The following is a 25,324-nucleotide window of genomic DNA, read 5'->3' on the forward strand; positions in this document are numbered from 1 at the left end:
CTTCCCTGAATTGTTTGCCTTGTGTCGATTATTGAGCGGAGCCATGCCCGTAACCTAGCAAATAGGATACCGACATGCGGACCAAGGCGCATGTTTCGGGCCGCCCGTTCGCAGACCGTGGGGCAACCGGGCGGGATCAGTGCGGGAAATTCTCGGTGTAGGCCACGGTCCGGTCGGGCAGGAACCAGATGCAGGCGCTGTCGGGCGAGTAGCTTTCGAGGAAGGCGGCGCCCTTGGCCGGGCCCATGATGAACAGAGTGGTGGCCAGGGCGTCGGCCAGCTCGGCGGTGTCGGCGATGACCGTCACGCCGATGGACTCGTGGGCCGAATCCATGGTCTTGGGGTCGATGATGTGGTGGTGCTCGATGGGCCCGTCCTGCTTGTCCGGGGTGACGAACTGGCGGTAGTCGCCGGAGCCGCATACGCCCTTGCCGCGCACGGCGATGGTCTGGAACACCGCGTCGTTGCGCGGGTGGCGGATGCCCACGTGCCAGTCGCGGTCGCCGAAGCAGCGGAAGTCGCCGCCCGCCTCGACGATGCCCGCGGGCACGCCGTGCTTTTGCAGCAGGGCCACGGCCTCGTCCACGATGGACCCCTTGGCGATGCCGCCGAGGTCCAGCGCCATGCCCGGTTTCTTGAGCCGGACCCGGTCGCCGGGCCGGTCCAGGAGGACCATGCGGTAGTCCACCAGCCCGGACTTGGCCCGGGCCACGGACTCGTCCATGGCGTAGTAGAAGGGCGAGGTGGTCAGGGCCCCCACAGTGGGATCGAAGACCCCGCCCGTGGCCGCGCTGAATTGCAGCGCCCTGTCGAGCAGGGCGAAGGCGCGCGGCGTGACCTTGACCCAGGACTGCCCGGCCGCGCGGTTGATCCGGCCGATGGAGCCGCGCGGGTTGCGGTGGTCGAAGTCCTGCTGCAGGGCGCGCATGGCGGTCATGGTCAGGCGGGCCGCCAGGGCCGCGGACTTGCGGCTCGGGGCCTCGATGGTCAGCTTGACCACGGTGCCCATGGCCACGTCGGTGAAGCGGTAGAAATCCTCGTCTCCGCCGTCCGGGCGCAGGTTCGGGGAGAGGGTCACGGCCAGGAGCAGGCCGAGCAGGCAGGCGGCCAGGCCGGTGGCGGTCCGGGCCATGCCCGCGCCCCAGTGGAACTGGTCGCGGAAGACGTGGGTCAGCAGGGGCAGGCAGGTCAGTGCACCGATGACGGCCGCGGCCTTGAGCCCGGCCTCCGGGGCGTGCAGTGAGTGGACGATGAACCCGCCGAGCAGGGGGCCCAGGAGAAAACCGAGGCCGGAGGCGAGGTTGGCCGCGCCGAAGACCGCGCCCTGGCGGCGGCTCAGGGTCGAGGCGAAGAACATGGAGGCCGGGATGGACAGGGCCGCGCCCAGTCCCAGGATCACGCCGAAGGCGGCGAACTGCCAGAGCATCCGGCACTCGCCCAGGGCGTAGAGCCCCCCGGCGCTGACGAGCATGCCCAGGACCACGCGGTCCATGTTCGGCGACTTGTTGTCGAACCGCCCGGTGAGCAGCAGGCCGAGGAAGGTGGCCAGGCCGGGCGCGGCGAAGGTGGCCGCGATGACCGGGCCGTGCCGCCCGAGGATTTCGGCCAGGACGATGGGGTAGAAGGCGGTGGTCAGGCCGATGCCCAGGCTGCGCCCGCCGATGGCCAGGAGCAGGGCCCCGGCGCGGCTTTTGGAGCGGACCGGCTCGGCCTGGGGCGAGGGCGGGCGGCTGGTGGTCGCCTCGCCGGGCAGGAGCAGCAGGGTGGCGGCCAGGGCCAGGCCGAGGCAGACGGACAGGCCGACCAGCACCGGACCCATGACCCCGGTGGTGTAGAGCAGGCTGCCGAGGATGGGCCCGGCGAAGGCGGCCGCGTTGAACAGGGCCGCGTGGACCGCGAAGCGCCGGGACAGGGCCGCGCCCGTGGCCGATCCGCCCAGGGCGGCCAGGCCCACGGGCCGGACCAGGCCCGTGACCAGCCCCATGGCCACCTGGACCAGGTACAGGGCGGCCAGGCCGGGGGACAGGAAATAGGCCAGGGGGATGAGGCAGCCGGCACCCATGGCCAGGACCAGGACCGGCTTGGGCCCGTAGCGGTCGGCGGCCAGGCCGGACAGGGGCGAGACCAGGAGCTTGGCCAGGTAGTATCCGGCGAAGGCCGTGCCGAGCCACGCCCCGCTGACCCGTTCGTCCAGGGTCAGGAGCGGGATGGTGAAGGCGAACAGCCCCACCCCCAGGGTGGTGAACAGACCGCCGGTCAGGACGGCGGCGAGGGTGCGGTTGTTCCCGTTGGCGTGCATGTCGGTTAACGGTTTGCCGGGCAGGCGGTTCTCGGCGGGGGGGCCGGTTCCTCGGGAGGCCCATCCTGACCGCAATCGGCGGGGTTGTCCACCCCCGCGACCCCGGGCCGCCCGCAATCAGTGCACGAATTGCTCGTTGAAGATGCGCTCCTCCAGGGAGTGGTCCGGGGCGAAGAGGATGCGCGCCGGGCGCGCGTGGTCCTCGTGGACCAGGATGTGGGCCACGTCGCGGACCTCCAGGAAGTCCGCCGTGACGCTGACCGGCCGCCGCTTCGGGTCGAGGACCTCGAATTCCACGTCGGCCGTGTCCGGCAGCAGGGCCCCGTTCCAGCGCCGGGGCCGGAAGGGGCAGATGGGGGTCAGGGCCATGACGTTGGAGCCCAGCGGGATGATCGGCCCGTGGGCGGACAGGTTGTAGGCCGTGGAGCCCGCCGGGGTGGCGATCATGACCCCGTCGCAGACCATGTTGTCCAGCCGCTCGCGCCCGTTGATGAACAATCGGATGTGGGCCGACTGCTGGGAGATGCGCAGCATGGCCACCTCGTTGAAGGCCAGGGCCGAGACGCGGTCGCCGTCCACGGTGGTGGCGGCCATGGCCAGGGGGCTCAGGAGGTGTTCCTGGGCCGCGTCGATGCGCTCGAAGAGGTCGTCCGGGGAATACTGGTTGAGCAGGAAGCCGATGGTCCCGCAGTTCATGCCGTAGATGGGCAGGTCGCGGTCCATGACCCGGTGCATGGTCCGGAGCATGAACCCGTCGCCGCCGAGCGCCACCAGGGCGTCGGCCTCGTCCAGGGGGACCAGGGGATAGCGCGCCTCCAGTTCGGCCAGGCGTTTCCGGGCGGTGGGGGTCTGCGAGGCGACGCAGGCGATACGGCGTACGGCGGTGTCCATGGTGTGTCCCATCCTGTTGGTGCGTTTGTCGGTCCCACTACCTTGCATGGAGCGTGCCGTAAAGAGGGGCGGCGCGTTTGCCCCGCAGGCGCGAACAACGTCGCCCGGCTCCCCGCCGGTCATTTTCGGGGCACATTTCCCGACCCGGCGGGTATGGAGCGCATTGCCTCCCGCCGGGAAATGCACTACGGAAGAAGAGGGCCGGGACCCGGGTTCCGGCCTCCCCATCCACGAGGTGCATGCTCCCATGAAAGACATACAGAAGTTCATTGCCGGTTTCCGGAATTTCCGGAAAGAGTATTTCAGCCGCGAGGACGCCCCCTTCGAGATTCTGCTCAAGGGGCAGAACCCGACCACCATGGTCATCGCGTGCAGCGATTCGCGGACCGATCCGTCGTTCATCCTGCAATGCGAGCCCGGCGACATCTTCGTGGTCCGCAACGTGGCCAACATCGTCCCGCCCTACGAGAGCGACGAGGGCTTCCACGGCGTGTCCTCGGCCATCGAGTACGCGGTCAAGGTCCTCAAGGTGGAGCACCTGATCGTGCTCGGCCACTCCCTGTGCGGCGGCATCGACGCGCTCATGCACGACGACAAGGTCCGGCACACCGAGTTCCTGTACAAGTGGCTGTCGGTCATGGCCCCGGTGCGCGACGAGGTCGTGGGCCACTTCGGCGAGGTCAACAAGAAGTCCTGCACCGCCTGCGAGATGGCGGGCATCCTGCGCTCGGTGCGCAACCTGATGACCTTCCCCTGGATCAAGCGGCGCGTGGACGAGGGCTCCCTGAGCCTGCACGGCTGGTATTTCGAGATGGAGTCGGGCCAGCTCCTGAGCTACATGCGGGAGACCGAGTCCTTCGAACCCTTAAGCATGTGCTGCCCCATCCTCAAGCGCGAACAGCGGGAGGACGCGGACTAGGCTCCCGTCCCTTGCGCGCCGCGCCGATCCCGCGTATACACGGGGCCGGTCGGCAGTTCACCCAGGCGTCGCCGCCCCTCACCGGGGAGCTAAACCTGCCATCATTCCCCTCCGCTCGACACCTTGCAGCGTGCCGGGCCGGAAGTCGGCGGCCACCGGCAGTCCCTCATCCGCGACAGGCGCGCAAGCGAGGATATGTCATGTCCAGAGTTCCCATGCCCTTCTACGCGGGGGACGTCTCCGCACTGGCCCAGGCCCTGCGGCGCGGGCTCCGCGAAGCCGAGACCGTGCCCGGCCACGTGGAGATGCTCAACCTGCTGGTCAAATCCGTGGGCTACCGCAACTTCCAGCACTTCAAGGCCGAGTTCGACGCCCGCCGGACCATGGAGCCGCCCGAGACCCAAACCGCCGAGGTCGACGCCAAGCGCGTGAAGCGGGTGGTCCGCCTGTTCGACGAGCAGGCCCGCCTGACCCGCTGGCCCAAGAAGTACTCCGAACGGCTGCTCTGCCTGTGGGTCCTGTGGTCGCGCATCGCGCCGCGCCGGGACTACAACGAGGCAGAGATCGGCGCGCTTCTCGAACAACACCACCTGTTCGCGGACCACGCCCTGCTCCGACGCGAACTGGCCGACCACCACATGGTCGAGCGGACCAGCGACGGCAGCCGCTACCGGCGCATGGAAACCCCGCCGCCCGCCGAGGCCGTGGAGGTCTTCCGCCACCTGCGCTGACCGCTTCCGCGCAACGACAAACCCAGAGACCCCGGCTTCGGCCGGGGTCTTCTTTTGGGGGAAGAGGAGAAATCAGAGGCGCATGCCGCTGCGCGTCGATGGACAGGCGGTTTGATTCGCCCCGTCCCGGGGCTCACCCCTTCGGGGTCGCGCCCTGTCAGGTGCGGTCCAAATCCGCTGTCCTGCGGATTTGTCGCCCCCGGCGGGCAAGGGTTCGCACCCTTGCACCCCGTTTCGCGCCTTCGGCGGGGGCCGGTTTCCTCCCGGTACGAGTGGGAAAATAATGGCACAGGGTTGTTATGAGAAGGATAACTATGGTAGGTTTACGCCTCGGGTCCGTCCGGACCGGATTTCATACCAAGGAGATAGAAAATGCTCATCGCACCATATGACGCCATCCATCGGGAACTGCTCGCGTTCCTGCCCAAAGACCGGGTCTACACCGATCCCCTGCGCACCCTGGCCTACGGCACGGACGCCAGCTTCTACCGGCTCATCCCCAAGATCGTGGTCGACACGGACAGCGAGGACGAGGTCATCCGCATCCTGGCCGTGGTCAACGCCCACCAGGTGCCGGTGACCTTCCGCGCCGCCGGGATCAGCCTGTCCGGCCAGGCCATCAGCGACTCGGTGCTCATCCGCCTGGGCGACGGCTGGCGGCACTACCGCATCCTCGACGACGCCGCCAGGATCGAGCTGGAGCCGGGCATCATCGGCAGCCAGGCCAACCGGTACCTGGCCCCGCACGGCAAGAAGATCGGTCCGGACCCGGCCTCCATCGACACCTGCAAGATCGGCGGCATCGTGGCCAACAACGCCTCGGGCATGTGTTGCGGCGTGGCCGAGAACTCCTACAAGACCCTGCACTCCATGCGCCTGGTCCTGGTGGACGGCACCCCGCTGGACACCGGCGATCCGGCCAGCCGCGAGGCCTTCGCCCGCACGCACCGGCATATCCTCGACGGGCTTTCCGAGATGCGCGAACGGGTCCTGGCCGACGAGACCCTGGCCGAACGCATCCGGCGCAAGTTCAAGATCAAGAACACCACCGGCTACAGCCTGAACGCCATCGTGGACTTCGAGGACCCCTTCGAGATCCTGCAACACCTCCTGGTGGGCAGCGAAGGCACCCTGGCCTTCATCTCCAAGGTCGTCTACAACACCGTGGTCGAACACCCGCACAAGGCCTCCTCCCTGATGCGCTTCCCGGACGTGCGCTCGGCCTGCGAGGCCGCCACCGCCCTGCGCGGCGGGGCCGTGTCCGCGGCCGAGATCATGGACCGCGCGTCCATCGGTTCGGTCCAGGACAAGCCGGGCATGCCCGAGGGGCTGGACCAGCTCGGCCCGGACGCCTGCGCCCTGCTGGTCGAGGTCCGCGCCGGGTCCGCCGACGAGCTGGCCGCCAAGATCGAGAAGGTCCGGGAGACCATCGCGCACATCGAGCCGCTGGAACCGCACCGTTTCACCGACGTGCCCGCCGAGTTCGGCAGGCTGTGGAACGTGCGCAAGGGCCTCTTCCCGGCCGTGGGCGCGGTGCGCGAGCCGGGCACCACGGTCATCATCGAGGACGTGGCCTTCCCCATCGAGTCCCTGGCCGACGGCGCCCTCGACCTCCAGGAGCTCTTCCGCAAGCACGGCTACGACAAGGCCATCATCTTCGGCCACGCCCTGGAGGGGAACCTGCACTTCGTCTTCACCCAGGACTTCAACACCCAGGCCGAGATCGACCGCTACGAGGCGTTCATGAACGACGTCACCGACATGGTCGCCAACAAGTACCACGGCTCCCTCAAGGCCGAGCACGGCACCGGCCGGAACATGGCCCACTTCGTGGAGCTCGAATGGGGCCGCGACGCCTTTGCCCTCATGCGCGACATCAAGCACCTCTTCGACCCCAGGAAGCTGCTCAACCCCGGCGTCATCCTCAACGACGACCCGCGCGCCCACCTCAAGGACCTCAAGCCCCTGCCCGTGGCCGACGACATGATCGACCGCTGCATCGAGTGCGGCTTCTGCGAGCCGGTCTGCCCGTCGCGCACCCTGACCCTGACCCCGCGCCAGCGCATCGTGGCCTACCGCGAAATCTCCCGTCGCGAACAGGCGGGCGACGCGGCCGAGACCAAAAAGGCCTTCCACGACAGCTTCGACTACGACGGCGAGGCCACCTGCGCGGCCGACGGCCTGTGCGGCACGCGCTGTCCCGTGGCCATCGACACCGGCAAGTTCATCAAGCAGTACCGGGCCTGGGGACACGGCCGCTGGGCCAACGCCGCGGCCACCTTCGCGGCCAACACCACGGGCATGACCATCCACGCGGTCTCCGGGGCCCTGCGCGTGGCCGGGGCCGCCCAGGACCTGCTCGGCGACCGGGCCATGGACGCCGTGGCAGGCTCCCTGCACAAGTACTCCGGCAAGCGCATCCCCCGGTGGAACACCTCCATGCCCCGCGCCGCAACGCCCGCCCGCCTGTCCTCGCCCGCCACCGGCAACCGCGTGGTCTACTTCCCCAGCTGCGTGGCCCGGCACATGGGCCCGGAAAAGCACGATCCGGACAAGACCGCCATTCGCGACCGCACCCTCAGCCTCCTGGCCAAGGCGGGCTACGAGGTGGTCTACCCCGCGAACATGACCAAACTGTGCTGCGGTCAGCCCTGGGAATCCAAGGGGTTCATGGACCAGGCCGACGCCAAGCTCCAGGAGCTCGAATGCGCCCTGCGCGCGGCCAGCAACGGCGGCGAACTGCCCATCCTCTGCGACACCAGCCCGTGCCTCTACCGCATGAAGGAGCACATCAAGGGGCTCAAGCTGTACGAGCCCGTGGAGTTCGCGGTCCAGTTCCTGGCCGACAGGCTGGAGTTCACCCCGGTCAACCGCCGTATCGCCCTGCACGTCACCTGCTCCTCGCGCAAGATGGGGCTGGCCGAGTCCATGGAGGCCCTGGCCCGCCGCTGCGCCCGCGAAGTGGTCGTGCCCGGCGAGATATTCTGCTGCGGCTTCGCCGGAGACCGGGGCTTCAACTACCCCGAACTGAACGAGGCGTCCCTCAAGGACCTGCGCAAACAGCTCGACGGCTGCACCATGGGCTACTCCACCTCGCGCACCTGCGAGATCGGCCTGTCCCTGCACGGCAAGGTGCCCTACAAGAACATCGTCTTCCTGCTCGACGAGGCCAGCTGGCCGAAACAGGCGGAGTAGGGGAATGTCCCCGGCCGGGGCCGTCGGGGGATGCCTCCGGCGGGCCCTCGCCGGGCGGGCGTCTCCGACGGGGCCTCGCCGGCAGGGCGCCTCCGGCGGGCAGGGCGCCGCCCTGCACCCGCTCAAGGCCGAGGGCCTTGAGAATCCCGTTGCCTCGCTGCGCTCGGGGCTGGACGCGGGGAGGCGGTGCTTGGCGCGGGGGGATCGGCGGGGTGCGGCCAGGCGGTGTCCCGAAGGGTTCGCGCCGGAAGGGACGGGGACAAGAGGAATCGTCAGGGCGGCGTGTTGGAACTGTGGGGAAAAGAGGGGCCTCTTGCGCGCTGTGACCCCGCGAAGCGGCGACAAAAAGTTTAGGAGGGAGAAGGGGATGGGGGGCCGGAGGCAACAAAAAAAGTCCCCCCGCGCATAACGCGGGGGGACTTTTCATTGATCGTTACTTCGGTTGGATGGCTTCGAGGTCCACGGCGATGTGGACGGTGTTGCCGACCATGAAGCCGCCGCCGTCCAGGGGGGCGTTCCAGTCAACGCCGTAGTCGCGGCGGTCGATGGTGAACAGGGCGGTGGCGCCCCGGCGGGTGTTGCCCCAGGGGTCCACGCGCGGGTCGTTCAGGCCGGTGACGGTCAGCTGTATCTCGTGGGACGCGCCCTTGATGGTCAGCAGGCCCGCCACGGAGAAGCCGTTTTCGGCCGGGAAGACCCGGGTGCTCTTGAAGGTCATGGTCGGGTGGATTTCGGCCGCGAAGAAGTCGCCGCTCTTGAGGTGCGCGTCGCGCGCCTCCACGCCGGTGTCGATGCTGTTGACGCCGACGGTGATGTCGAGGGCGGTGGGCTTGTCGTGGTCGAAGTCTATGGTTCCGGTGACGTCCGGGAACATGCCGCGCACCTGGGCGATCATCATGTGCCGGATGGAGAAGTGGGCGGCGGAGTGGTCCGGGTCCACCTTCCAGGCCTGGGCGCCGGCCGGGACGGCCAGGGCCAGGACCGACAGCAGGATGAGCGGCAGGAGCAGGGCGCGGAGGTATCTGGTCTGTGTCATGGCTTGAGTCCTTGGTTTGTCGGGTTCGTTGTTTTCATCCATGATACCCGGTTTTTCCCGGACCGCAAGGCCGGGGTCGGCGGGCATCAGGAGAACGAGGGCGGTTTGGTCTGCGATTTCCTGTTCCGGACGCACAGCCGGTAGGTCAGGAACGCGCCGACCAGGGCGCCGATGACCAGGGTGCCGAGCAGGAGCAGGATGCGCGAGGTGGCGAAGGTGAACCACAGGAACGAGACCTGGGTCTGTTCGGTGTTCTGGAGCAGGAAGACGATCCACAGGACCACCAGGGTGGTGATGGTCGCCAGGCGGACCTTTTGCCAGGTGGTCGGGCCGGTCTTGGGCTGGTCCTGGGTCGCGGGGGAAGTGGTCTTGTCCATCAGGGGCCTCCTTTTCGGGGGGACTAGATCCATTTGCGTTTTTTGAAATAGAGCAGCATGCCCACGGCCACCGCGCCCATGCCGCCGAGGAGCACGAAGTAGCCGTAGCGGAACTTCAGCTCGGGCATGAAGTCGAAGTTCATGCCGTAGAGGCCCGCCAGGAAGGACAGGGGGATGAAGATGGTGGCGAAGATGGTCAGGAACTTCATCACGTCGTTCAGGCGGTTGCTCACGGCCATGTTGTAGCTGTTCAGGTGGTCGTTGAGCATCTCGCGGTAGGTCTCCACGGCCTCTGCGGTCTGCTCGGCCATGTCGGTCAGGTCGCGCAGGTACGGGGTGATCTCCTCGGCCACCAGCTCGTTCTCGGTCCTGGCCAGCTTGAGGGCGATCTCCCGGGCCGGGCGCACGGCCCTGCGGATGAAGGCCATCTCCCGGCGGTAGGTGTTGATCTCCTCGAGCAGTTCCGGGGAGGGGTCGTCCAGGACCTCCTCGTCGAAGGCCTCGATGCGTTCGCCCATGATCTCGATGACCTTGAGGTAGTTTTCGAACACGCGGTCGAGCAGGGCGTAGAGCAGGTAGTCCGGGCCGCGCCGCCGCAGCCTGCCGGACTGGTGGCGGATGCGGTCGCGCACGGGCTCGAACACGTCGCCGGGCTGTTCCTGGAAGGTGATCAGGCAACGGCCGGTGAGCACGCAGGAGAGCTGTTCCGAGATGATCCGGTCGCGGTCCTCGTTGATGGACAGCATCTTCAGGGTGATGAAGATGAGGTTCGGGTACTCGTCCATCTTGGGCCGGTGCCCGGTGTTGACGATGTCCTCGAGGATGAGCTCGGGGATGGAGAAGGCCGCGCCCACGCGCCCCATGACCTCGGGCTCGTGCAGACCGTCCACGTTGAGCCAGGAGGTGGTCCTGCTGGTCAGGCAGGGGGCGAGCACGTCCACGTCGCGGATGATTTCGTCGCGCAGGGTCTCCTCGTCGTAGTCGATGATCCGCAGGCGCGGTTCGGTGACCTTCTGCTGGCCGACGAAGATGAGCGATCCCGGCGGCTTGCCTGCCGTCATGTCGTTCTTTTTCAGGAATCTGGCCATGGGCTCCTCCGGTTTCCCCTCCGTGCGGACACGGGGAGCGGTGCATGCTGTCGTTGCCGGGAACGCAAAATATGATATATCGTATCGGCAACGGATGAAACCGTTTTTGCACGGGAAAAAGTCAGGCAGGGAGGATTGCATGGAGTTCACGGAGACGGCGGGCTGGATCATCCGGGTCCTGCTGGCCCTGGCGGTCGGGGCGGCGGCGTTCACCCTTATCCGGCTGTTCAGCGGAGGCCGGGCCCGGCGGTGGCGCGACCTGCGCGAGCTGCTTTCCCGGTCCACGAAGCGGCGGGTAATCCTGTTTCTGGCGGTTTTCGCCACGGCCCTGGGCCTGTCCATCCTGGTGCCGCCGTCCCATCTGCCCGAGGGCTGGTCCGGGCCCGCCGTGACGGCCATGAACACGGCCTGGGTGGTGCTGGCGGCCTGGGCCGCGACCCTGGCCCTGTCGGCCATGACCGGCGTGGTCAGCTGGAAGTACGACATGGACATGGAGGACAACCTGGGCGCGCGCGAGGTCCAGACCAAGGTGCGCATCCTGCACCGGATCGTCGTGGTCGTGGTCTGGTTCGCGGCGGCCGCGGCCGTGCTCATGCAGTTCGAGCGCTTCCGTCTGCTGGGCGGGACCATGCTGGCCTCGGCCGGAGTGCTCAGCATCGTGCTCGGCATCTCGGCCCAGAAGACCTTCGGGGCGATCATCGCGGGCATCCAGATCGCCCTGGCCCACCCCGTCAACCTGGACGACGTGGTCATCGTGGAGGGCGAGTGGGGGCGCATCGAGGAGATCACCTTCACCTACGTGGTGGTCAAGCTCTGGGACCAGCGCCGTCTGGTGGTGCCGATCACCTATTTCACGGACACCGTGTTCCAGAACTGGACCAAGAAGTCCGCGGAGATCATCGGCTCGGTCTTTCTGCACGTGGACTACGCCACCCCGCTCGAACCCCTGCGCGCGGAGCTGACCCGGCTGTGCGAGACCTCGGGCGGGCTGTGGAACGGCAAGACCTGCGTGCTCCAGGTGACCGACGCCGGGCCGGAGACAATGACCCTGCGGGCCATCGTCAGCGCGGCGGACGCGTCCAGGGCGTGGGACCTGCGCTGCCTGGTGCGCGAGGGGCTGATCGGATACCTCAACGGGCACTATCCCGAGTGTCTGCCCAGGCGGCGGGTGCTGTTGCAGGGCGGCCCGGACCGGGAGGCGTGACCCGGCGGCCCGGTTGTGGGCCGGGGAAAAAACGTGCTACGGTAGCATCGCGTCTTTCCTGGAGAACGGCTCCGGGGAAGGCGGCGCACCGCAAATTCGAACACTGGAGTGAATGGCTATGATGGGATTCGGCGGATTGCTCGGATTGCTCGTTCTCGTGCTGGACGTGTACGCCCTGGTCAAGATTTTCCAGAGCACGGCGGGCACCGGCTCCAAGGTCCTGTGGATCGTGCTGGTGCTGATCTTCCCGGTGCTCGGCTTCCTGTTCTGGTTCCTGATGGGGCCCAAGGGATAGGCCCGGGCGCTCCCGCACCCCCTTCCGGTCAGCGCGCCATCCGGGCGTCCATGACCATTTCCGAATACTCGTCCACCGAGGCCTGGGCCTGGCGCGGCGCGTCGAATCGGGCGATGTGCATGACCGCGTCGCCCTTGTAGACCGAGGCCAGGGACTGGTCGCCGATGATCACGCCGTCCTGGGGCGCGGTCAGGTCCGTGGACCGGCCGCCGAAGGGATCATAGATGGTCCCCAGGACCTCGCCCCGGGCGACATGCTGGCCGAGCTTGGCCGAGGCCCGGAACAGCCCGCTGGCCGGGGCCCGGCACCAGGTCCGGTCCGTGGCGATCTGGAGCGGCACCCGCCCGCGCCTGCGCTTGCCCGCCGGGAGCATGTCCAGGGCCTCGAGCACCGAGGTGATGCCGCGCAGCCCGGCGCGGATGGAAAACTCGTCGAAGCGCAGGGGTTCGCCCGCCTCGAAGAGCAGGACGCGCACCCCGTTCTCCTTGGCCGCCGCCCGCAGGGACCCCTCCATGCCGGACAGGTCCAGGGCGAGCGGCGCGCCGAAGGCCTCGGCCATGGCCAGGACCGTCGGGTCCTCCATGTCGCCCCGGATATGCGGCAGGTTCCGGCGGTGGTTGGAGCCGGTGTGCAGGTCGATGCCGTAGTCGCAGTGCCGGACCACGTTCTCGAAGAAGACCGAGGCCAGCTCCGAGGCCAGGGAGCCGCCCTCCCGGCCGGGGAAGAACCGGTTCAGGTCGCGGCGGTCCGGCAGGTAGCGGGTGTTGGCCATGAACCCGTAGATGTTCACGATGGGGATGGCGTACAGGGTCCCGGCCAGGCGGTCCAGCCGCTTCAGGCGCAGTAGCCGCCGGATGATCTCCACTCCGTTGAGCTCGTCGCCGTGGATGGCCGCGCAGACGAAGAGGGACGGGCCTTGGCGGCGGCCGTGGAAGACGTGGACCGGCATGACCGAGCCCTGGCGCAGGAAGGTGTCGGGCACGGGCAGGTGCACCGTGGCGCGGGTTCCGGGGAGTACGGTCCTGCCGCCGATGGTCACGGATGGTCTGGTCATGGTCTGTCCTCCCCGATTGTTCGCGCGGCGGCCTAGCCCTTGCCGCGCGTCTTGGTCTTGCCGGGCTTGGCGTTCTTCTCGATGAATTCGATGATCTTGCCCGCGATGTCGATGCCCGTGGCCTTTTCGATGCCCTCCAGGCCCGGCGAGGAGTTGACCTCCATGACCACCGGGCCGTGGTTGGAGCGCAGCAGGTCCACGCCGCAGACGTTCAGCCCCATGATCCGGGCGGCCCGCACGGCCGTGGAGCGCTCCTCCGGGGTGATCTTGATGGGCGCGGCCGAGCCCCCGCGATGGATGTTCGAGCGGAACTCGCCCTTGCCCGCGGTGCGCCGCATGGCCGCCACCACCTTGCCGCCGACCACCAGACAGCGGATGTCCGTGCCGCGCGACTCCTTGATGTACTCCTGGACCAGGATGTTGGCGTTGAGCCCCTGGAAGGCCTGGATGACGCTCTCTGCCGCGTGCCGGGTCTCGGCCAGGACCACGCCGATGCCCTGGGTGCCCTCCAGCAGCTTGACCACCAGGGGCGCGCCGCCCACCAGGTCGATGAGGTCGCCGGTGAACTTGGTGGAGCTGGCGAAGCCGGTGACCGGCAGCCCGATGCCCTTGCGCGACAGCAGTTGCAGGCTGCGCAGCTTGTCGCGGGAGCGGGTGATGGCGATGGACTCGTTCAGGCTGTATACGCCCATCATCTCGAACTGGCGCACCACGGCGCAGCCGAAGAAGGTGATGGACGCGCCGATGCGCGGGATGACCGCGTCCACGGCCTCCACCCGCTCGCCCTTGTAGTGGATGGACGGGCTGTGGGAGGTGATGTTCATGTAGCAGCGCAGGGGATTGATGACCTCCACGACGTGGCCTCGGGTCCGGCCCGCCTCGGCCAGGGCCGTGGTGGAATAGAGGCTCGCCTTGCGCGACAGGATCACGATTTTCATGTGGGCAGATGTCCTTTGTTTCGTTTTGCGTACGCGTTCCTGCCGTGGGCGCTCCCGGCCTGCATGGACAGGGACGGGTCCACCAGCAGCCGCCCGGACATGGCGTTGCGTCCGAGGAGCATGCGGAACTTCATTTCGTCCCGGTTGGTCAGGGTCAGTTCGATGGGCCAGGTTCGCCCGGCCAGCAGCAGGGTGGTGGCTATGACATAGCGGTTCTGGCTTTGTCCACCCGAATTGGTGACTTTTCTGCGGTCCACCAGGGGGGCGGTGCAGGGGATGACCAGGTCGTCGTTTCCCTGCACGGGGTGGACGTTGAAGGCCACGCAGGGCACGCCGTCGCGCTCGAAGGGCACGACGTCGAAGGCGTGCAGGGCCGAGGTCCGGGCCCCGGTGTCCACCTTGGCCTTGATGGCGGGCACGTCCAGGTCGGGCAGACCGACCCACTCCCGCCAGCCGATGATCATCTTCGGTTCTTTCGTTTTCTTCATGGGCGTCGATTTCGGTTGTCGGCCCGGCCGGAGGGGCGGACCGGTTATGGTTGGAGGCTCCCCGTATGCGCCAGGATGCGTCACAGGTAGAACAAAGGCAACAGGAACGTGTACGCCCCCCACATGATCAGGAGCAGGGGCACGCCCACCTTGAGAAAGTCCGAGAAGGCGTACTCGCCCGCGTTCATGACCAGCAGGTTGGTCTTGTAGGCCATGGGCGTGGCGTAGCTCATGTTCGCCCCGAAGAGCACGGCCAGGACGAAGGGCTCCGGGGGTAGCCCCATCTGTCGGGCGATGGATACGGCGATGGGCGTGCCGATGACCGCCGTGGCGTTGTTGGAGATGATGTTGGTCAGCCCGGCCATGAGCAGCATCAGGCCGCTCAGGACCATGGTCGGCGAGGCGTTGCCGGACAGGGCCACGAAGACCGAGCCGAGGTATTGGGCACCGCCGGTCCGGATCATGGCCGTGCCCAGGGCCAGGCTGGTGACCACGATGAGGACGACCTGGACGCTGAGGGCCCGGGTGGCGTCGCGCCAGGTCAGGCAACCGGTCAGGATCATGAGCAGGGCGCCCGCCGTGGCGCTGATGGCGATGGGCAGGAGGCCCGCGGCCGCGGCGACGATCACGGCCAGCATGATGGCGACGGCCAGGGGGGCCTTGCTCGAGTAGGGCAGGTCCATGGTCGAGTCGAGAACCAGCATGTCCGTGTTCCGCTTGAGTTCGGCGATGTTCGGGCGCGGCCCCTGGACGAGCAGGATGTCGCCCACGCGCAGCAGGATGTCGCCGACGTGGTCCTCGATGCGTTCGTAGCGCTTGCCCGAGCGGTGGATGGCCAGGGCGACGAGCCCAGTGCGGTCGAAGAAATGGTAGTCGTTCAGGGTGGTCCCCCGGAGCCCGGACCCCTGGAACACGGCGATCTCGGTGATCTGCTGGTCCGCATCGCTGAAGGGGTTGTCGTCGCTGATGGGCTCGTCCACGGAACCGGCCGGGAACAGGGTGCCGCTCAGCACCCGCTCGAATTCCTTCAGTCTCTCCGGCGTGTCGCTGACCACAAGGTGGTCGCCGGCGGCCAGCTTCACGTCGGGCAGGAGCATGAGCTTGTTGCCCTCGCCCCGCTCCAGGGCGTCGATTCTCATCTTGTTGCCGGTCAGCTCCAGGGCCTTGTGCAGGGGGTGGGCGTCCAGGGGGCCGCCCTGGGTCACGGCCAGGTGCGCGGTGAATATCCGGGGCGAGGAGTCGGTCAGGCATATCCTGCGGTCGGGCAGCAGGCGCGGGGCCACGAGCCAGAGGTAGGCCGCGCCGAGCAGCCCCGCGAGCACGGCCGGTACGGCGAAGTCGAACATGCCGAACGGGGCCAGCCCCATCTCCATGGCCACGGCCACCACCAGGAGGTTGGTGGAGGTGCCGATGGTCGTGGTCGTGCCGCCGAGCAGGGTGGAGAAGCCCATGGGCATGAGCACCTTGGCCGCCGGAGTGTCGGTCTTGAGCGACACGCTGATGAGCACCGGCAGGAGCAGGACCACCACGGGCACGTTGTTGATGAAGGCGCTGATGAACCCGCCGAGCAGCAGGGTCAGGAGCAGGGACAGGCCCGGACTGACCCGCCAGAACCGGGCCAGGGAGCGGCCCACGGGGTCGAGCGCGCCGGTGCGCAGGATGCCCTGGCCCGCGATCATCAATGCGCAGACCGCGACCAGGGCCTCGTTGCCGAACCCGAGGAAGAAGTCCACGGCCCGCAGGCGCACGCCGTCCGTCTCGAAGGGCACGGCCTCGAAGCCCACGGCCAGGCAGACGAGGACGACCAGGCTGGAGGTCTCCAGGGGGAGCCTGTCGCGGCTGAACAGGACCAGGGCCAGGCCCGTGAGCAGGAGGACGGCGACGGCGTGGGGATTGGGCGGGAGGGGAATGGTCATGGCGGTTCCTGGGCGTCGGGGGCTGGAGGTGGATATCGTTTTTTCGTCCGTTCGGCCGAGCATAGCAGATTTCGCGGCGTCCGGTAACGGGCCACCGGAGGCCGATTCTAATCGTATTCCGCCCCTCCCCGTTTCATGCTATGGCGATAGTGCGGCGGCCTCATTTCGCCCCCCTCAGCCCCGGAGCCCCTGGAGGAATGGTGGAATTCACGAATCTTGATCAGTGCATACGGCGCATCGAGGAACTCGAACACCGCTTGGCGGATTCGGAACGGCGCTGGCGCGGCGTCCTCGAATACATGCCCCACATCGTCCTCAGCCTGGATTCGGAGGGACGGGTGGTCTTCGCCAACCGGCACCTCCTGGACATGACCGGGTGGACCTTCGAGGAAATACGGGGCAAGAGTTGGTTCGAGCTCTTCCTGCCCGAGGACGTGCGCGAGGGCATCCGCGAGGTCTTTCTGGCGACCATGGCCCGCCGGGACGTGGGACCGCATTCCTGCCACACCAACGAGATCGTCACCCGCGACGGGCGTCGGCGGAACGTGTCCTGGTTCAACGTCCTCATCTCGGCCCCGGAGGGCGGCGTGGCCAACGTGACCAGCCTGGGCATCGACCTGTCCGCCCGGGAGGAGGCCAGGGAGGCCGTCGAGGCTAGCGAGGAACAGCTCAAGCTCGCCCTGGACGCGGCCAAGGACGCGGTCTGGGATCTCGACTGCGACACCAGCGAGGTCTTCGTCAGCCCGCAGCTGGCCGCCCTGCTGGGCTATGGGTCGGACGCCGTGCCGGGCACCCACGACGGTTGGTTGGGGCTGGTCCATCCATCGGACAGGCCCGGATTCGAGGAGGCCCTGTGGGGGGCGGTGGAGCGCCGGGGGGCCTTCGACCGCGAGCTGCGCATCCTGGACCGCGACGGGATCTGGAGGTGGGTCCTGGTCCGGGGCAAGACGGCCGAGTCCGACGACGGCAAGGCCCCGGCGCGCATGGTCGGAACCATCCAGGACGTCCATGCCCGCAAGACCGCCGAAGAGGAGCTGCGCCGGGCCAAGATGGCCGCCGACCTGGCCAACAGCGCGCTCAAGGTCAACATGGCACACCTGCGCACCCTGATGGAGACCATGCCGGAGCTGGTCTGGGTCAAGGACGAGGAAGGGGTCTTCCTGTTCTGCAACCACCGCTTCGAGCGGTTGTACGGGGCCAGCGAGGCGGAGATCGTCGGGCGCACGGACTACGACTTCGTGGACGCCGACCTGGCGGACTTTTTTCGCGGTCACGACCTGCGGGCCATGAACTCGGGCAGGCCGTGCATCAACGAGGAACAGGTCACCTACCGGGACGACGGCCACGTGGAGTACCTGGAGACGATCAAGACGCCGCTCTTCGACGACGACGGCAAGCTCATCGGCGTGCTCGGCGTGGCCCGCGACATCACCGAGCGCAAGCGCATCGCGGACGAGCTCAAGGAGAGCGAACTGCGCTTCAAGGTCCTGCACAACGCCTCCTTCGGCGGCATATTTCTCCACGACCAGGGCGTCCTGCTCGACTGCAACCAGGGCCTTTCGGACATCACCGGCTATACCCAGGAGGAGCTGAGCGGCATGGAGGCGCTCGACCTGTTGGCCCCGTCCGCGCGCGACGACGTCCGGGAAAAGATCCGCGCCCGGTTCGAGCGGCCCTACGAGACCGTGGGGTTGCGCAGGGACGGGACGTGCTATCCCCTCCAGATCGCGGCCAAGAGCATCCCCTACAAGGGCCGCGTGGTCCGGGTGGTGGAGTTTCGGGACATCACCGAGCGCAAGCGGGCCGAGGACGAGCTCAAGGACAGCGAACGCCGTCACCGGGTCATCTTCGAGAACTCCCCGCTCGGCATGATCCGCTTCAGCCGGGACGGGCGCATCCTGGACTGCAACGATCGCTTCGTGGAGATGATGGGTTCGAGCCGGGAGGCGCTCATCGGCTTCCCCATGCTGCGCGCGAGCAACCCGGACATGCGCCGGGCCCTGGCCACGGCCATCGCGGGCAGCCCCTCCGCCTACGAGGACTACTACAGCTCGGAGACCGGGCGGCGGGAAACCTTCCTGCACGTCCAGTTCAACCCGGTCAATCCGGGCCAGTCGCCCACCGAGGTCATCGCCACCCTGGAGGACTTCAGCGAGCGCAAGCGGGACCAGGACGCCCTGCGCCGGGCCAAGGAGCAGGCCGAGGCCTTCAGCCGCTCCAAGACGGAATTTCTGACCAACATGAGCCACGAGATACGGACCCCGCTCAACGGGATCATGGGCATGCTCCAGCTCCTGCATTCCACCGGCCTGAGCCGGGAGCAGGCCGAATACAGCGGGGCCGCCCTGCAATCCTCACGGCGGCTGATGAACCTGCTGACCGACATCCTGGACCTGTCGAGGGTGGAGGCGGGAAAGCTGGTGGTTCGCGCGGTCCCCTTCGATCTGGTGGAGACCTGTCGGCAGGTCTGCGACCTGTTCAAGCTGACCTCGGCCCAGTCCGGGGTGACCCTGATCTGCGAACTGGGCGAGAACGTCCCGCGCCGCGTGATCGGGGACGCCATCCGGCTGCAACAGGTCCTGACCAACCTCCTGGGCAACGCCTTCAAGTTCACGGCCACGGGCTCCATCGTCATGGCCGCGCACCGGCTGCCGGACGGGCCGTCGAAGGGCTACCGCATCCTTTTTTCCGTGGCCGACACCGGGGAGGGCATCCCGGACGAGAAGGTCGATACCCTGTTCGACGCCTTCACCCAGGTCAGCGAGGGGTACACCCGGCGGCACCAGGGGGCCGGGCTGGGGTTGTCCATCTGCCGGAATCTGGTCCGGCTCATGGGGGGGACCATGTCCATCGAGAGCGAGGAGGGGGCGGGCACCACCCTGTACGTGGCCCTGCCCTTCGGGGCCGGGGACGACGAGGCTCCCACCGCGGACCGGACCCGGCCGCGCGCCGGGGGCGCGCTCAGACCCCTGTCCATCCTCCTGGCCGAGGACGAGCGGGTCAACAGCCTGGTCATGAAGCGCCTCCTGGAAAAGGGCGGGCACACCGTGGTCGCCGTGGAGAATGGCGCAGAGGTCCTGGAAACCCTGCGGACCGCCTCCTTCGACGTGATCCTCATGGACATCCAGATGCCGGTCATGGACGGAGTGGAGACCGCCCGCGCCATCCGGGCCGGACGGGTCGGCGCGGACCTAACCGACATCCCCATCGTGGCCGTGACCGCCTACGCCATGGTCGGGGACCGCGAGAAGTTCCTCAAGGCGGGCATGGACGGCTACGTGGTCAAGCCCATCGAGATGGAGAAGCTGGAACAGGCCCTGGCCGAGGTCTGCCCGGAGTCCGCCCCATGACCCGGCGGATACCCCGGAGGGCCGCCGTGCTCGCGGCGGGCGCGCTGGCGCTGGCCCTGTGCCTGGCGGCCGTCCCGGCCCCGGGCGCGGACGACGTCCCCTGGTGGCCCATCCAGGTCAAGAGCTGGTACGGCATCTACGATCCGGGCGGCAAGCAGCCGGGCCGCGCCGCGGTCAGCCTGGACCGCCCCAGGCTCGAGGAGTGGACCCCGCCCAGGCCCCCTTCGGGCCGGTACACCGTGGGCGTGTGTGTGCCCCACCTCAAGGACCCGTACTGGGTCGCCGTGAACTACGGGGTCATCGAAGAGGCCCGGCGGCTGGGCCTGGGCGTGGACATGACCATGGCCGGGGGCTACGGCGGGGGGGACGTCCAGGCGGACCACCTGCGCGGCCACCTTCGGGACGGGGTGGACGGCGTCATCCTGGCGGCCGTGGACTACGCGGGCAATGACCAGGTCATTGCCGAACTGCGCGAGGCGGGCGTGCCGGTGGTGGAGATGATCACCGACGTCCTGGCCCCGGCCGTGTCCGCCAAGGCCCTGGTCTCCTACCACGAGGTCGGCGGCCTGGTGGGCGAATACGTGGCCGGGCACGCCGAGAGGGCCGGGCTCGACACCGTGCGCATCGTCTTTTTCCCCGGTCCGCGCAACGCGGGCTGGGCCCCGGAGACCCTGGCCGGGTTCATGGAGGCCATGGACTCCTATCCGGGCAGCGTGGACCTGGCGGACGTGGCCTGGGGCGACACCGGGCGCGAGGAGCAGGCCGGGCTTTTGCGCCGGGTCCTGGCCGCGCACCCGGATGTCGACTACGTGGTCGGCAACGCCGTGGCCGCCGAGGCCGCGCCGGATATCCTCCGGGAGCTGGGGCTGGCCGACAGGGTCTCGGTGGTCTCGTCCTACATCATGCCCTCCCTGTACCGGCGCATCCGGTCGGGCGAGGTCCTGGCCGCGGCCGCCGACCTGAACGTCTACCAGGGGCGCATGGCCGTGGACATGATGGCCCGCATCTTCAACGGCGAGGTGCCGGGCCGGGATTTCCCCTTCCGCTCCGGGCCGTTCATCCCCATGATCACCGTGGACAACATCGGGGACCATCTTTTCAAGGGGCTGTTCGGGCCGCGCGACTACCTGCCGGTCTTCCACCTGGAGCCGGGGGAATAGACCATGCTCCGCCCGGCCGACTCGCGCATACGGACCAAGCTCTACGTGGCCTACGCCGGTGCGTTCCTGGTCATCTTCCTGGTGGCCGGGGGGATCATCCACGCCCAGGTCCGGGACATGCTGCGCCGGAACATCGAAACCGAGCTGGACCGGACCACCGAGGCGCTGCGGACCCTGGTCCGTTCCTCGGTGGACGTGTCCATCCGCAACTACATGCGGGCCGTGGCCGAGAAGTGCCTGGACGAGGCCCGGAGCCTGCACCGCCAGGTCCGGCGGGGGCGGCTGACCGAGGCCGAGGCCAAGGACCGGGCCAGGCGGGCCTTCCTGAGCATGACCATCGGCCGCACCGGCCGGGTCTACTGCCTGGACAGCCAGGGCATCATGGTCGTGCACCACAAGCGCAGTCTGGTGGGCGTGGACATGTCCGGCATGGCCTTCGTGCGCGAGCAGATCCGGCGCAGGCAGGGATACATGACCTACGAGTGGAAGGAGCCCCTGGAGGCCGAGACGCGGCCCAAGGCCGTGTACATGACCTATTTCGAGCCGTGGGACTGGATCATCTCGGCCTCGGCCTACCGCGAGGAGTTCGGCCAGCTGGTCAACATGGAGGACTTCCGCCAGCGCTTCTTCGAGCTCCGCTCGGGCGAGTCGGGCTATCCCTTCGTCCTCGACTACAGCGGGTACCTGCTCCTGCACCCCTACCTGCTCGGGGTGCACTACAACGACTATGACTCGCCGGGGCTGCGGACCACGGCCGAGCGCATCGTGGCCGAGCGCAACGGGCACTTCGACTACATGTGGCGCAACCCGGGTGAGACCGCGCTGAAGAAGAAGGTGGTCTATTTCAAGGACATCCCGGAACTGGGCTGGGTGGTGGCCTCGTCCAGCTACTACGAGGACTTCCAGAAGCCCCTCGACACCATCGGCTACGTCATGCTCACGGCCCTGGCCGTGGCCGTGCTGCTCATGATCCCGGTCTCCTTCGGCATCGGCGCCCTGATCACCCGGCCCATCGCGACCCTTCAGGAGAGCTTTTCCAGGGCCGCCGACGGCGACTTCTCCGTGCGCATGGAGCAGCACTCCCGCGACGAGCTCGGCCTCATGGCGGGCTATTTCAACGCCTTCATGGAGCGGCTGACCGCCTACAGCAACGACCTGGAAAACGAGATCGCCCACCGCCGGGAGACCGAAAGGGAGCTCATCGCCATGGACCGGACCAAGACCATGTTCTTGGCCTCGGCCTCCCACGAGCTGCGCACGCCGCTGACCTCCATCATCGGCTTCCTGCACCTCATGGAGAAGAATTTTAGGACCCGCTTCCTGCCCGTGCTCGGCCCCCTGGACCCGGTGGGCCGCCAGGCGCGCACCTTCGAGAAGAACTTGGCCGTCGTCCGCGTGGAGGCGGACCGGCTGGGCCGACTGGTCAACGACCTCCTGGACCTGAGCAAGATCGAGGCCGGGCGCATGGAGTGGCGCGAGAACATCCTGTCCGTGGACCTGGTCCTGCAACGGGCGGGCGAGGCCTCGGCCTCCCTGGCCGAGGACCGGCCCGGCGTGCGGCTGGTGGTCGAGCCCCTGACCGAACCCATGGGCATCCTGGCCGACGCGGACAGGGTCCACCAGGTGCTCATCAACCTGCTCAGCAACGCCTTCAAGAACACCGAGGCGGGCAGCGTGACCCTGTCCGCGGTGAGGACCGGGGCGGGCGCGACCTTTTCGGTCCGCGACACGGGCCGGGGCATCTCCGAGGACGAGCGGGAGAAGATCTTCGACCTCTTCTACCAGGGGCGGGACGAGAACAACCGCTCCACCCAGGTCCTGGGCACCGGGCTCGGGCTGTCCATCTGCCGACGGATAGTGGCCCACTACGGCAGTCGGCTGGAGGTGGATTCCGTGGTCGGGGAGGGGAGCTGTTTCCGCTTCACCATCCCTTTCGGGGAGCGCGAGCTCTAGGCCGGTCCGGGTGCGGGCTCCTCGGCGGCCTCGGGGGTCAGGGCGAAGGGCAGGGCCACGAAGAAGGTGCTGCCCTTGCCGAGCGCGCTTTCCACCCATATCTTCCCGTGCAGCTTTTCGATCAGGTACTTGGAGATGGTCAAGCCCACGCCGGGTCCCGACAGCCGCTTGGTCATGACCTTTTCCCCGATCTCGAAGCTGTGGAAGATGGTCTCCATCCGGTCGGCCGGAATGCCCACGCCCGTGTCCGAGACCTCGAAGCGGATCATGACCCGGTCGCTGTCCGCCCCGGCGAAGTGCTCGGGGTCGATGCGCACGTGCAGGGTGACCTTGCCCTTTTCGGTGTAGCGGAAGGCGTTGAGCAGGATGTTGTGCAGGGCCTGGGTGGCCTCCAGCGGCGCGCCGTAGAGGGTGTCGGGCAGGTCGCTGTGGGCCACGAAGTCGAAGTCCACGTTCTTTTTCACGGCATAGGCGTGGAACACGGCGGCCAGCCGGGCCAGGACCTTGGGAAAGTCGAAGAGCTTGTACTCGATGAGCACGGCGTCGGACTCGAGCATGGTCAGGTCCAGGAGCTGGTCGAAGAGCCCGGCCAGCTGGGCGGCCCCGTCGTGCAGCGGGCGGAGGAGCTCCAGCCGCTCGGGATTGGTGTCCAGCTCCAGGAGCAGGCTGGACAGCCCCATGATGTGGTTCAGCGGGGTGCGCAGCTCGTGGCTGATGTTGGCCAGGAAGGCCGACTTGGCCCGGCTGGCCTCGTCGGCCAGGGCCTTGCTTTTCTCGAGTTCGAGGGTCCGCTTGCGGACCTTTTCCTCAAGGTCGCGGTTTTGGTTGTACAGGGCCAGGTGGGTCCGGATGCGGGCCTGGACGATGGCCGGGTTGACCGGCTTGGTGATGTAGTCCACGGCCCCCAGGGCCAGCCCCTTGGCCTCGTCCTCGGTCTGGGACTTGGCCGTGATGAAGATGACCGGGACCGGGCTGGTGCGCTCGTCGCTCTTGAGCCTGCGGCAGACCTCGTAGCCGTCCATCTCGGGCATCATGATGTCCAGGAGGATGATGTCCGGGAGCGTGTGGCGGATGACCTCCAGGGCCGAAACCCCGTTGAGGGCCACCAGCAGTTTGTAGTCATCCTTGAGCACATCCACCAGGAGGTCGATGTTCAGGCGGTTGTCGTCCACAACCAGGACGGTGGCGCGTTCGCTCATCTTTATTGCGGCTCCATGGATTCAGGGACCATTATGCTAGAATTACCGCATTTCGGATTCAGGAGCAAGGGACTCCGCAAGGTAATCCGGAGGGAGCCGCAGTGATCACAGCCCCTTCCTGGGGTCGAAGTCCTGGCCGAGCGCGGCCGGGGCCTCGATGGACCAGCCTCTGGACAGGGCCTTGAGGAAGGGGTGGCGCCGGACGATGTCCTGGACCCAGCCCATGCGGCCCATGTTCACGGCCAGCAGGGTCAGGATCATCATGGGGAAGGGGGCCACCTGGAAGACCGGGGCCGGGATGGACGGGAAGATTTCCTGCAGATAGATGCCGGACACCTGCAGGGCGGCGAAGAAGAACGCGCCGAGCGCGGCCCGCACCGGGTGCCAGCCGCCGAAGATGACGATGGCCAGGGCGATCCAGCCCGCGCCCTCGCACCCCTGGGGCCGCCCCCAGCCCGGCTTTACGGCCAGGGAGTAGGCGCCTCCGGCCAAGCCCACCAGGGCTCCGCCCGCCAGGCAGTAATACAGCCGCACCAGGCGGACCCGGATGCCGCGCCCGAAGGCCGCGCGCGGGGATTCGCCCACGGCGCGCAGGCGCATGCCGCCCTCGGTGCGGTACATCCACCACCAGCAGAAGGCGACGGCCGCCAGGCTCAGGTAGACCACCGGGGACTGGGAGCCGAAGATCAGCCCCACGAAGGGCGCGTCGCCCAGGCCGGGGATGGTCCACAGGCCGAGGTCCGGTCCGGGCTGGCGCGAGAAGTTGTGGCCCAGGAAGTAGGCCAGGTCGCGGGAGAGCAGGGTCAGGATGAAGCCCACGGCCAGCTGGGACTGGCCCAGATAGATGCCGATGACGCCGAGCACGCCCGCGATGGCCGCGCCCACGGCCGCGCCCGCGACCATGCCGAGCCACGGGGAGTCGAAGGTGGCCGAGCAGGCGAAGGCGGCCATGGCGGACAGCAGGATGGAGCCGTCCAGGGACAGGTTGATGATGCCCGCCTTCTCGGTCAGGGTCTCGCCCAGGGTGGCCAGCACCAGGGGCGCTCCGGCCATGAGGATGGCGGCGATGGTCAGGGCGAAGGTGTCCATCAGCTTCTCCTCCGGGCCGCGCCCTCAAGCTCGCCGTGCTGAAAAACGCGGTTTCCGGCCTGCTCCGCCGCCATCGGCCGCGCATCGGCCCGTTCCGGCCGCCGTGACGCCGCATTGAAAATGGACGCGATAAAGGATGGAT

At 68.0% G+C, this 25,324-nt stretch carries 19 protein-coding genes; 8 read left to right on the forward strand and 11 right to left on the reverse strand.

Annotation, left to right across the window (positions count from 1 at the left end; all coding sequences use genetic code 11):
* Positions 1 to 136: 136 nt before the first annotated feature.
* Together DND132_RS14540 and DND132_RS14545 are read right to left on the reverse strand one after the other, a co-directional pair.
* Positions 137 to 2,299: an MFS transporter gene (locus DND132_RS14540; RefSeq protein WP_014323511.1), complete on the reverse strand. Its 2,163-nt coding sequence runs from the start codon at positions 2,297 to 2,299 to the stop codon at positions 137 to 139.
* Positions 2,300 to 2,416: 117 nt separating this feature from the next.
* Positions 2,417 to 3,190, reverse strand: a complete 774-nt coding sequence (locus DND132_RS14545; protein WP_014323512.1) for an NAD kinase — start codon at positions 3,188 to 3,190, stop codon at positions 2,417 to 2,419.
* 247 nt (positions 3,191 to 3,437) lie between these two features.
* On the opposite strand from DND132_RS14545, the gene DND132_RS14550 reads away from it, so the two are divergent.
* The 3 genes from DND132_RS14550 (at position 3,438) to DND132_RS14560 (ending at position 8,035) form a co-directional block, all read left to right on the forward strand.
* The gene (locus DND132_RS14550; RefSeq protein ID WP_014323513.1) at positions 3,438 to 4,109 is read left to right on the forward strand and encodes a carbonic anhydrase; all 672 of its coding nucleotides are present in this window, start codon (positions 3,438 to 3,440) and stop codon (positions 4,107 to 4,109) included.
* A gap of 200 nt (positions 4,110 to 4,309) precedes the next feature.
* Positions 4,310 to 4,840: a DUF2087 domain-containing protein gene (locus DND132_RS14555; protein ID WP_014323514.1), complete on the forward strand. Its 531-nt coding sequence runs from the start codon at positions 4,310 to 4,312 to the stop codon at positions 4,838 to 4,840.
* 372 nt (positions 4,841 to 5,212) lie between these two features.
* Positions 5,213 to 8,035 carry an FAD-binding and (Fe-S)-binding domain-containing protein gene (locus DND132_RS14560; protein WP_014323515.1) on the forward strand — a complete coding sequence of 941 codons (2,823 nt, stop codon included), beginning with the start codon at positions 5,213 to 5,215 and terminating at the stop codon, positions 8,033 to 8,035.
* A gap of 433 nt (positions 8,036 to 8,468) precedes the next feature.
* Here the strand turns inward: DND132_RS14560 and DND132_RS14570 are convergent, their stop codons facing one another.
* From DND132_RS14570 to corA, 3 genes are all read right to left on the reverse strand, one after another.
* A complete protein-coding gene (locus DND132_RS14570) occupies positions 8,469 to 9,071 on the reverse strand; it encodes a YceI family protein (RefSeq protein WP_014323516.1) in 603 nt (200 codons plus the stop codon).
* 86 nt (positions 9,072 to 9,157) lie between these two features.
* Positions 9,158 to 9,448 carry a LapA family protein gene (locus DND132_RS14575; RefSeq protein ID WP_014323517.1) on the reverse strand — a complete coding sequence of 97 codons (291 nt, stop codon included), beginning with the start codon at positions 9,446 to 9,448 and terminating at the stop codon, positions 9,158 to 9,160.
* A 23-nt stretch (positions 9,449 to 9,471) separates the two neighbouring features.
* On the reverse strand, positions 9,472 to 10,536 hold the full coding sequence (gene corA / locus DND132_RS14580) for a magnesium/cobalt transporter CorA (protein WP_014323518.1): 1,065 nt from the start codon (positions 10,534 to 10,536) through the stop codon (positions 9,472 to 9,474).
* Between the two features lie 139 nt (positions 10,537 to 10,675).
* Here corA and DND132_RS14585 point away from each other — a divergent pair, with 139 nt between their 5' ends.
* Positions 10,676 to 11,740 carry a mechanosensitive ion channel family protein gene (locus DND132_RS14585; RefSeq protein WP_014323519.1) on the forward strand — a complete coding sequence of 355 codons (1,065 nt, stop codon included), beginning with the start codon at positions 10,676 to 10,678 and terminating at the stop codon, positions 11,738 to 11,740.
* Between the two features lie 118 nt (positions 11,741 to 11,858).
* A complete protein-coding gene (locus tag DND132_RS18080; RefSeq protein ID WP_014323520.1) occupies positions 11,859 to 12,035 on the forward strand; it encodes a PLDc N-terminal domain-containing protein in 177 nt (58 codons plus the stop codon).
* Between the two features lie 28 nt (positions 12,036 to 12,063).
* Here DND132_RS18080 and DND132_RS14590 read toward each other — a convergent pair whose 3' ends face one another.
* From DND132_RS14590 to DND132_RS14605, 4 genes are all read right to left on the reverse strand, one after another.
* Positions 12,064 to 13,089 carry a succinylglutamate desuccinylase/aspartoacylase family protein gene (locus tag DND132_RS14590; protein WP_014323521.1) on the reverse strand — a complete coding sequence of 342 codons (1,026 nt, stop codon included), beginning with the start codon at positions 13,087 to 13,089 and terminating at the stop codon, positions 12,064 to 12,066.
* Positions 13,090 to 13,121: 32 nt separating this feature from the next.
* On the reverse strand, positions 13,122 to 14,027 hold the full coding sequence (gene rimK / locus DND132_RS14595; RefSeq protein WP_014323522.1) for a 30S ribosomal protein S6--L-glutamate ligase: 906 nt from the start codon (positions 14,025 to 14,027) through the stop codon (positions 13,122 to 13,124).
* Positions 14,024 to 14,515 carry an ATP-dependent zinc protease family protein gene (locus tag DND132_RS14600; RefSeq protein ID WP_148267008.1) on the reverse strand — a complete coding sequence of 164 codons (492 nt, stop codon included), beginning with the start codon at positions 14,513 to 14,515 and terminating at the stop codon, positions 14,024 to 14,026. Before DND132_RS14600 ends, rimK begins: the two co-directional genes overlap by 4 nt.
* An 80-nt stretch (positions 14,516 to 14,595) precedes the next feature.
* Positions 14,596 to 16,431: an SLC13 family permease gene (locus DND132_RS14605; protein ID WP_014323524.1), complete on the reverse strand. Its 1,836-nt coding sequence runs from the start codon at positions 16,429 to 16,431 to the stop codon at positions 14,596 to 14,598.
* Positions 16,432 to 16,631: 200 nt separating this feature from the next.
* On the opposite strand from DND132_RS14605, the gene DND132_RS17815 reads away from it, so the two are divergent.
* From DND132_RS17815 to DND132_RS14620, 3 genes are read left to right on the forward strand one after another with little or no spacing between them, the layout of a single operon-like run.
* The gene (locus tag DND132_RS17815) at positions 16,632 to 19,781 is read left to right on the forward strand and encodes a PAS domain-containing hybrid sensor histidine kinase/response regulator (RefSeq protein WP_014323525.1); all 3,150 of its coding nucleotides are present in this window, start codon (positions 16,632 to 16,634) and stop codon (positions 19,779 to 19,781) included.
* The gene (gene torT, locus DND132_RS14615) at positions 19,778 to 20,941 is read left to right on the forward strand and encodes a TMAO reductase system periplasmic protein TorT (RefSeq protein WP_014323526.1); all 1,164 of its coding nucleotides are present in this window, start codon (positions 19,778 to 19,780) and stop codon (positions 20,939 to 20,941) included. Before DND132_RS17815 ends, torT begins: the two co-directional genes overlap by 4 nt.
* A gap of 3 nt (positions 20,942 to 20,944) precedes the next feature.
* Positions 20,945 to 22,894, forward strand: a complete 1,950-nt coding sequence (locus DND132_RS14620) for a cache domain-containing protein (RefSeq protein ID WP_014323527.1) — start codon at positions 20,945 to 20,947, stop codon at positions 22,892 to 22,894.
* Here the strand turns inward: DND132_RS14620 and DND132_RS14625 are convergent.
* Positions 22,891 to 24,093 (reverse strand): hybrid sensor histidine kinase/response regulator, encoded by a 1,203-nt coding sequence (locus tag DND132_RS14625; protein ID WP_014323528.1) that lies wholly within the window; start codon positions 24,091 to 24,093, stop codon positions 22,891 to 22,893. The genes DND132_RS14620 and DND132_RS14625 overlap by 4 nt on opposite strands.
* A 105-nt stretch (positions 24,094 to 24,198) precedes the next feature.
* Positions 24,199 to 25,182, reverse strand: coding sequence for an ABC transporter permease (locus tag DND132_RS14630; protein ID WP_014323529.1), 984 nt, complete (start codon positions 25,180 to 25,182; stop codon positions 24,199 to 24,201).
* Positions 25,183 to 25,324 lie beyond the last annotated feature (142 nt).

The organism is Pseudodesulfovibrio mercurii (genome assembly GCF_000189295.2).
Taxonomy (GTDB): Bacteria; Desulfobacterota; Desulfovibrionia; order Desulfovibrionales; family Desulfovibrionaceae; genus Pseudodesulfovibrio; species Pseudodesulfovibrio mercurii.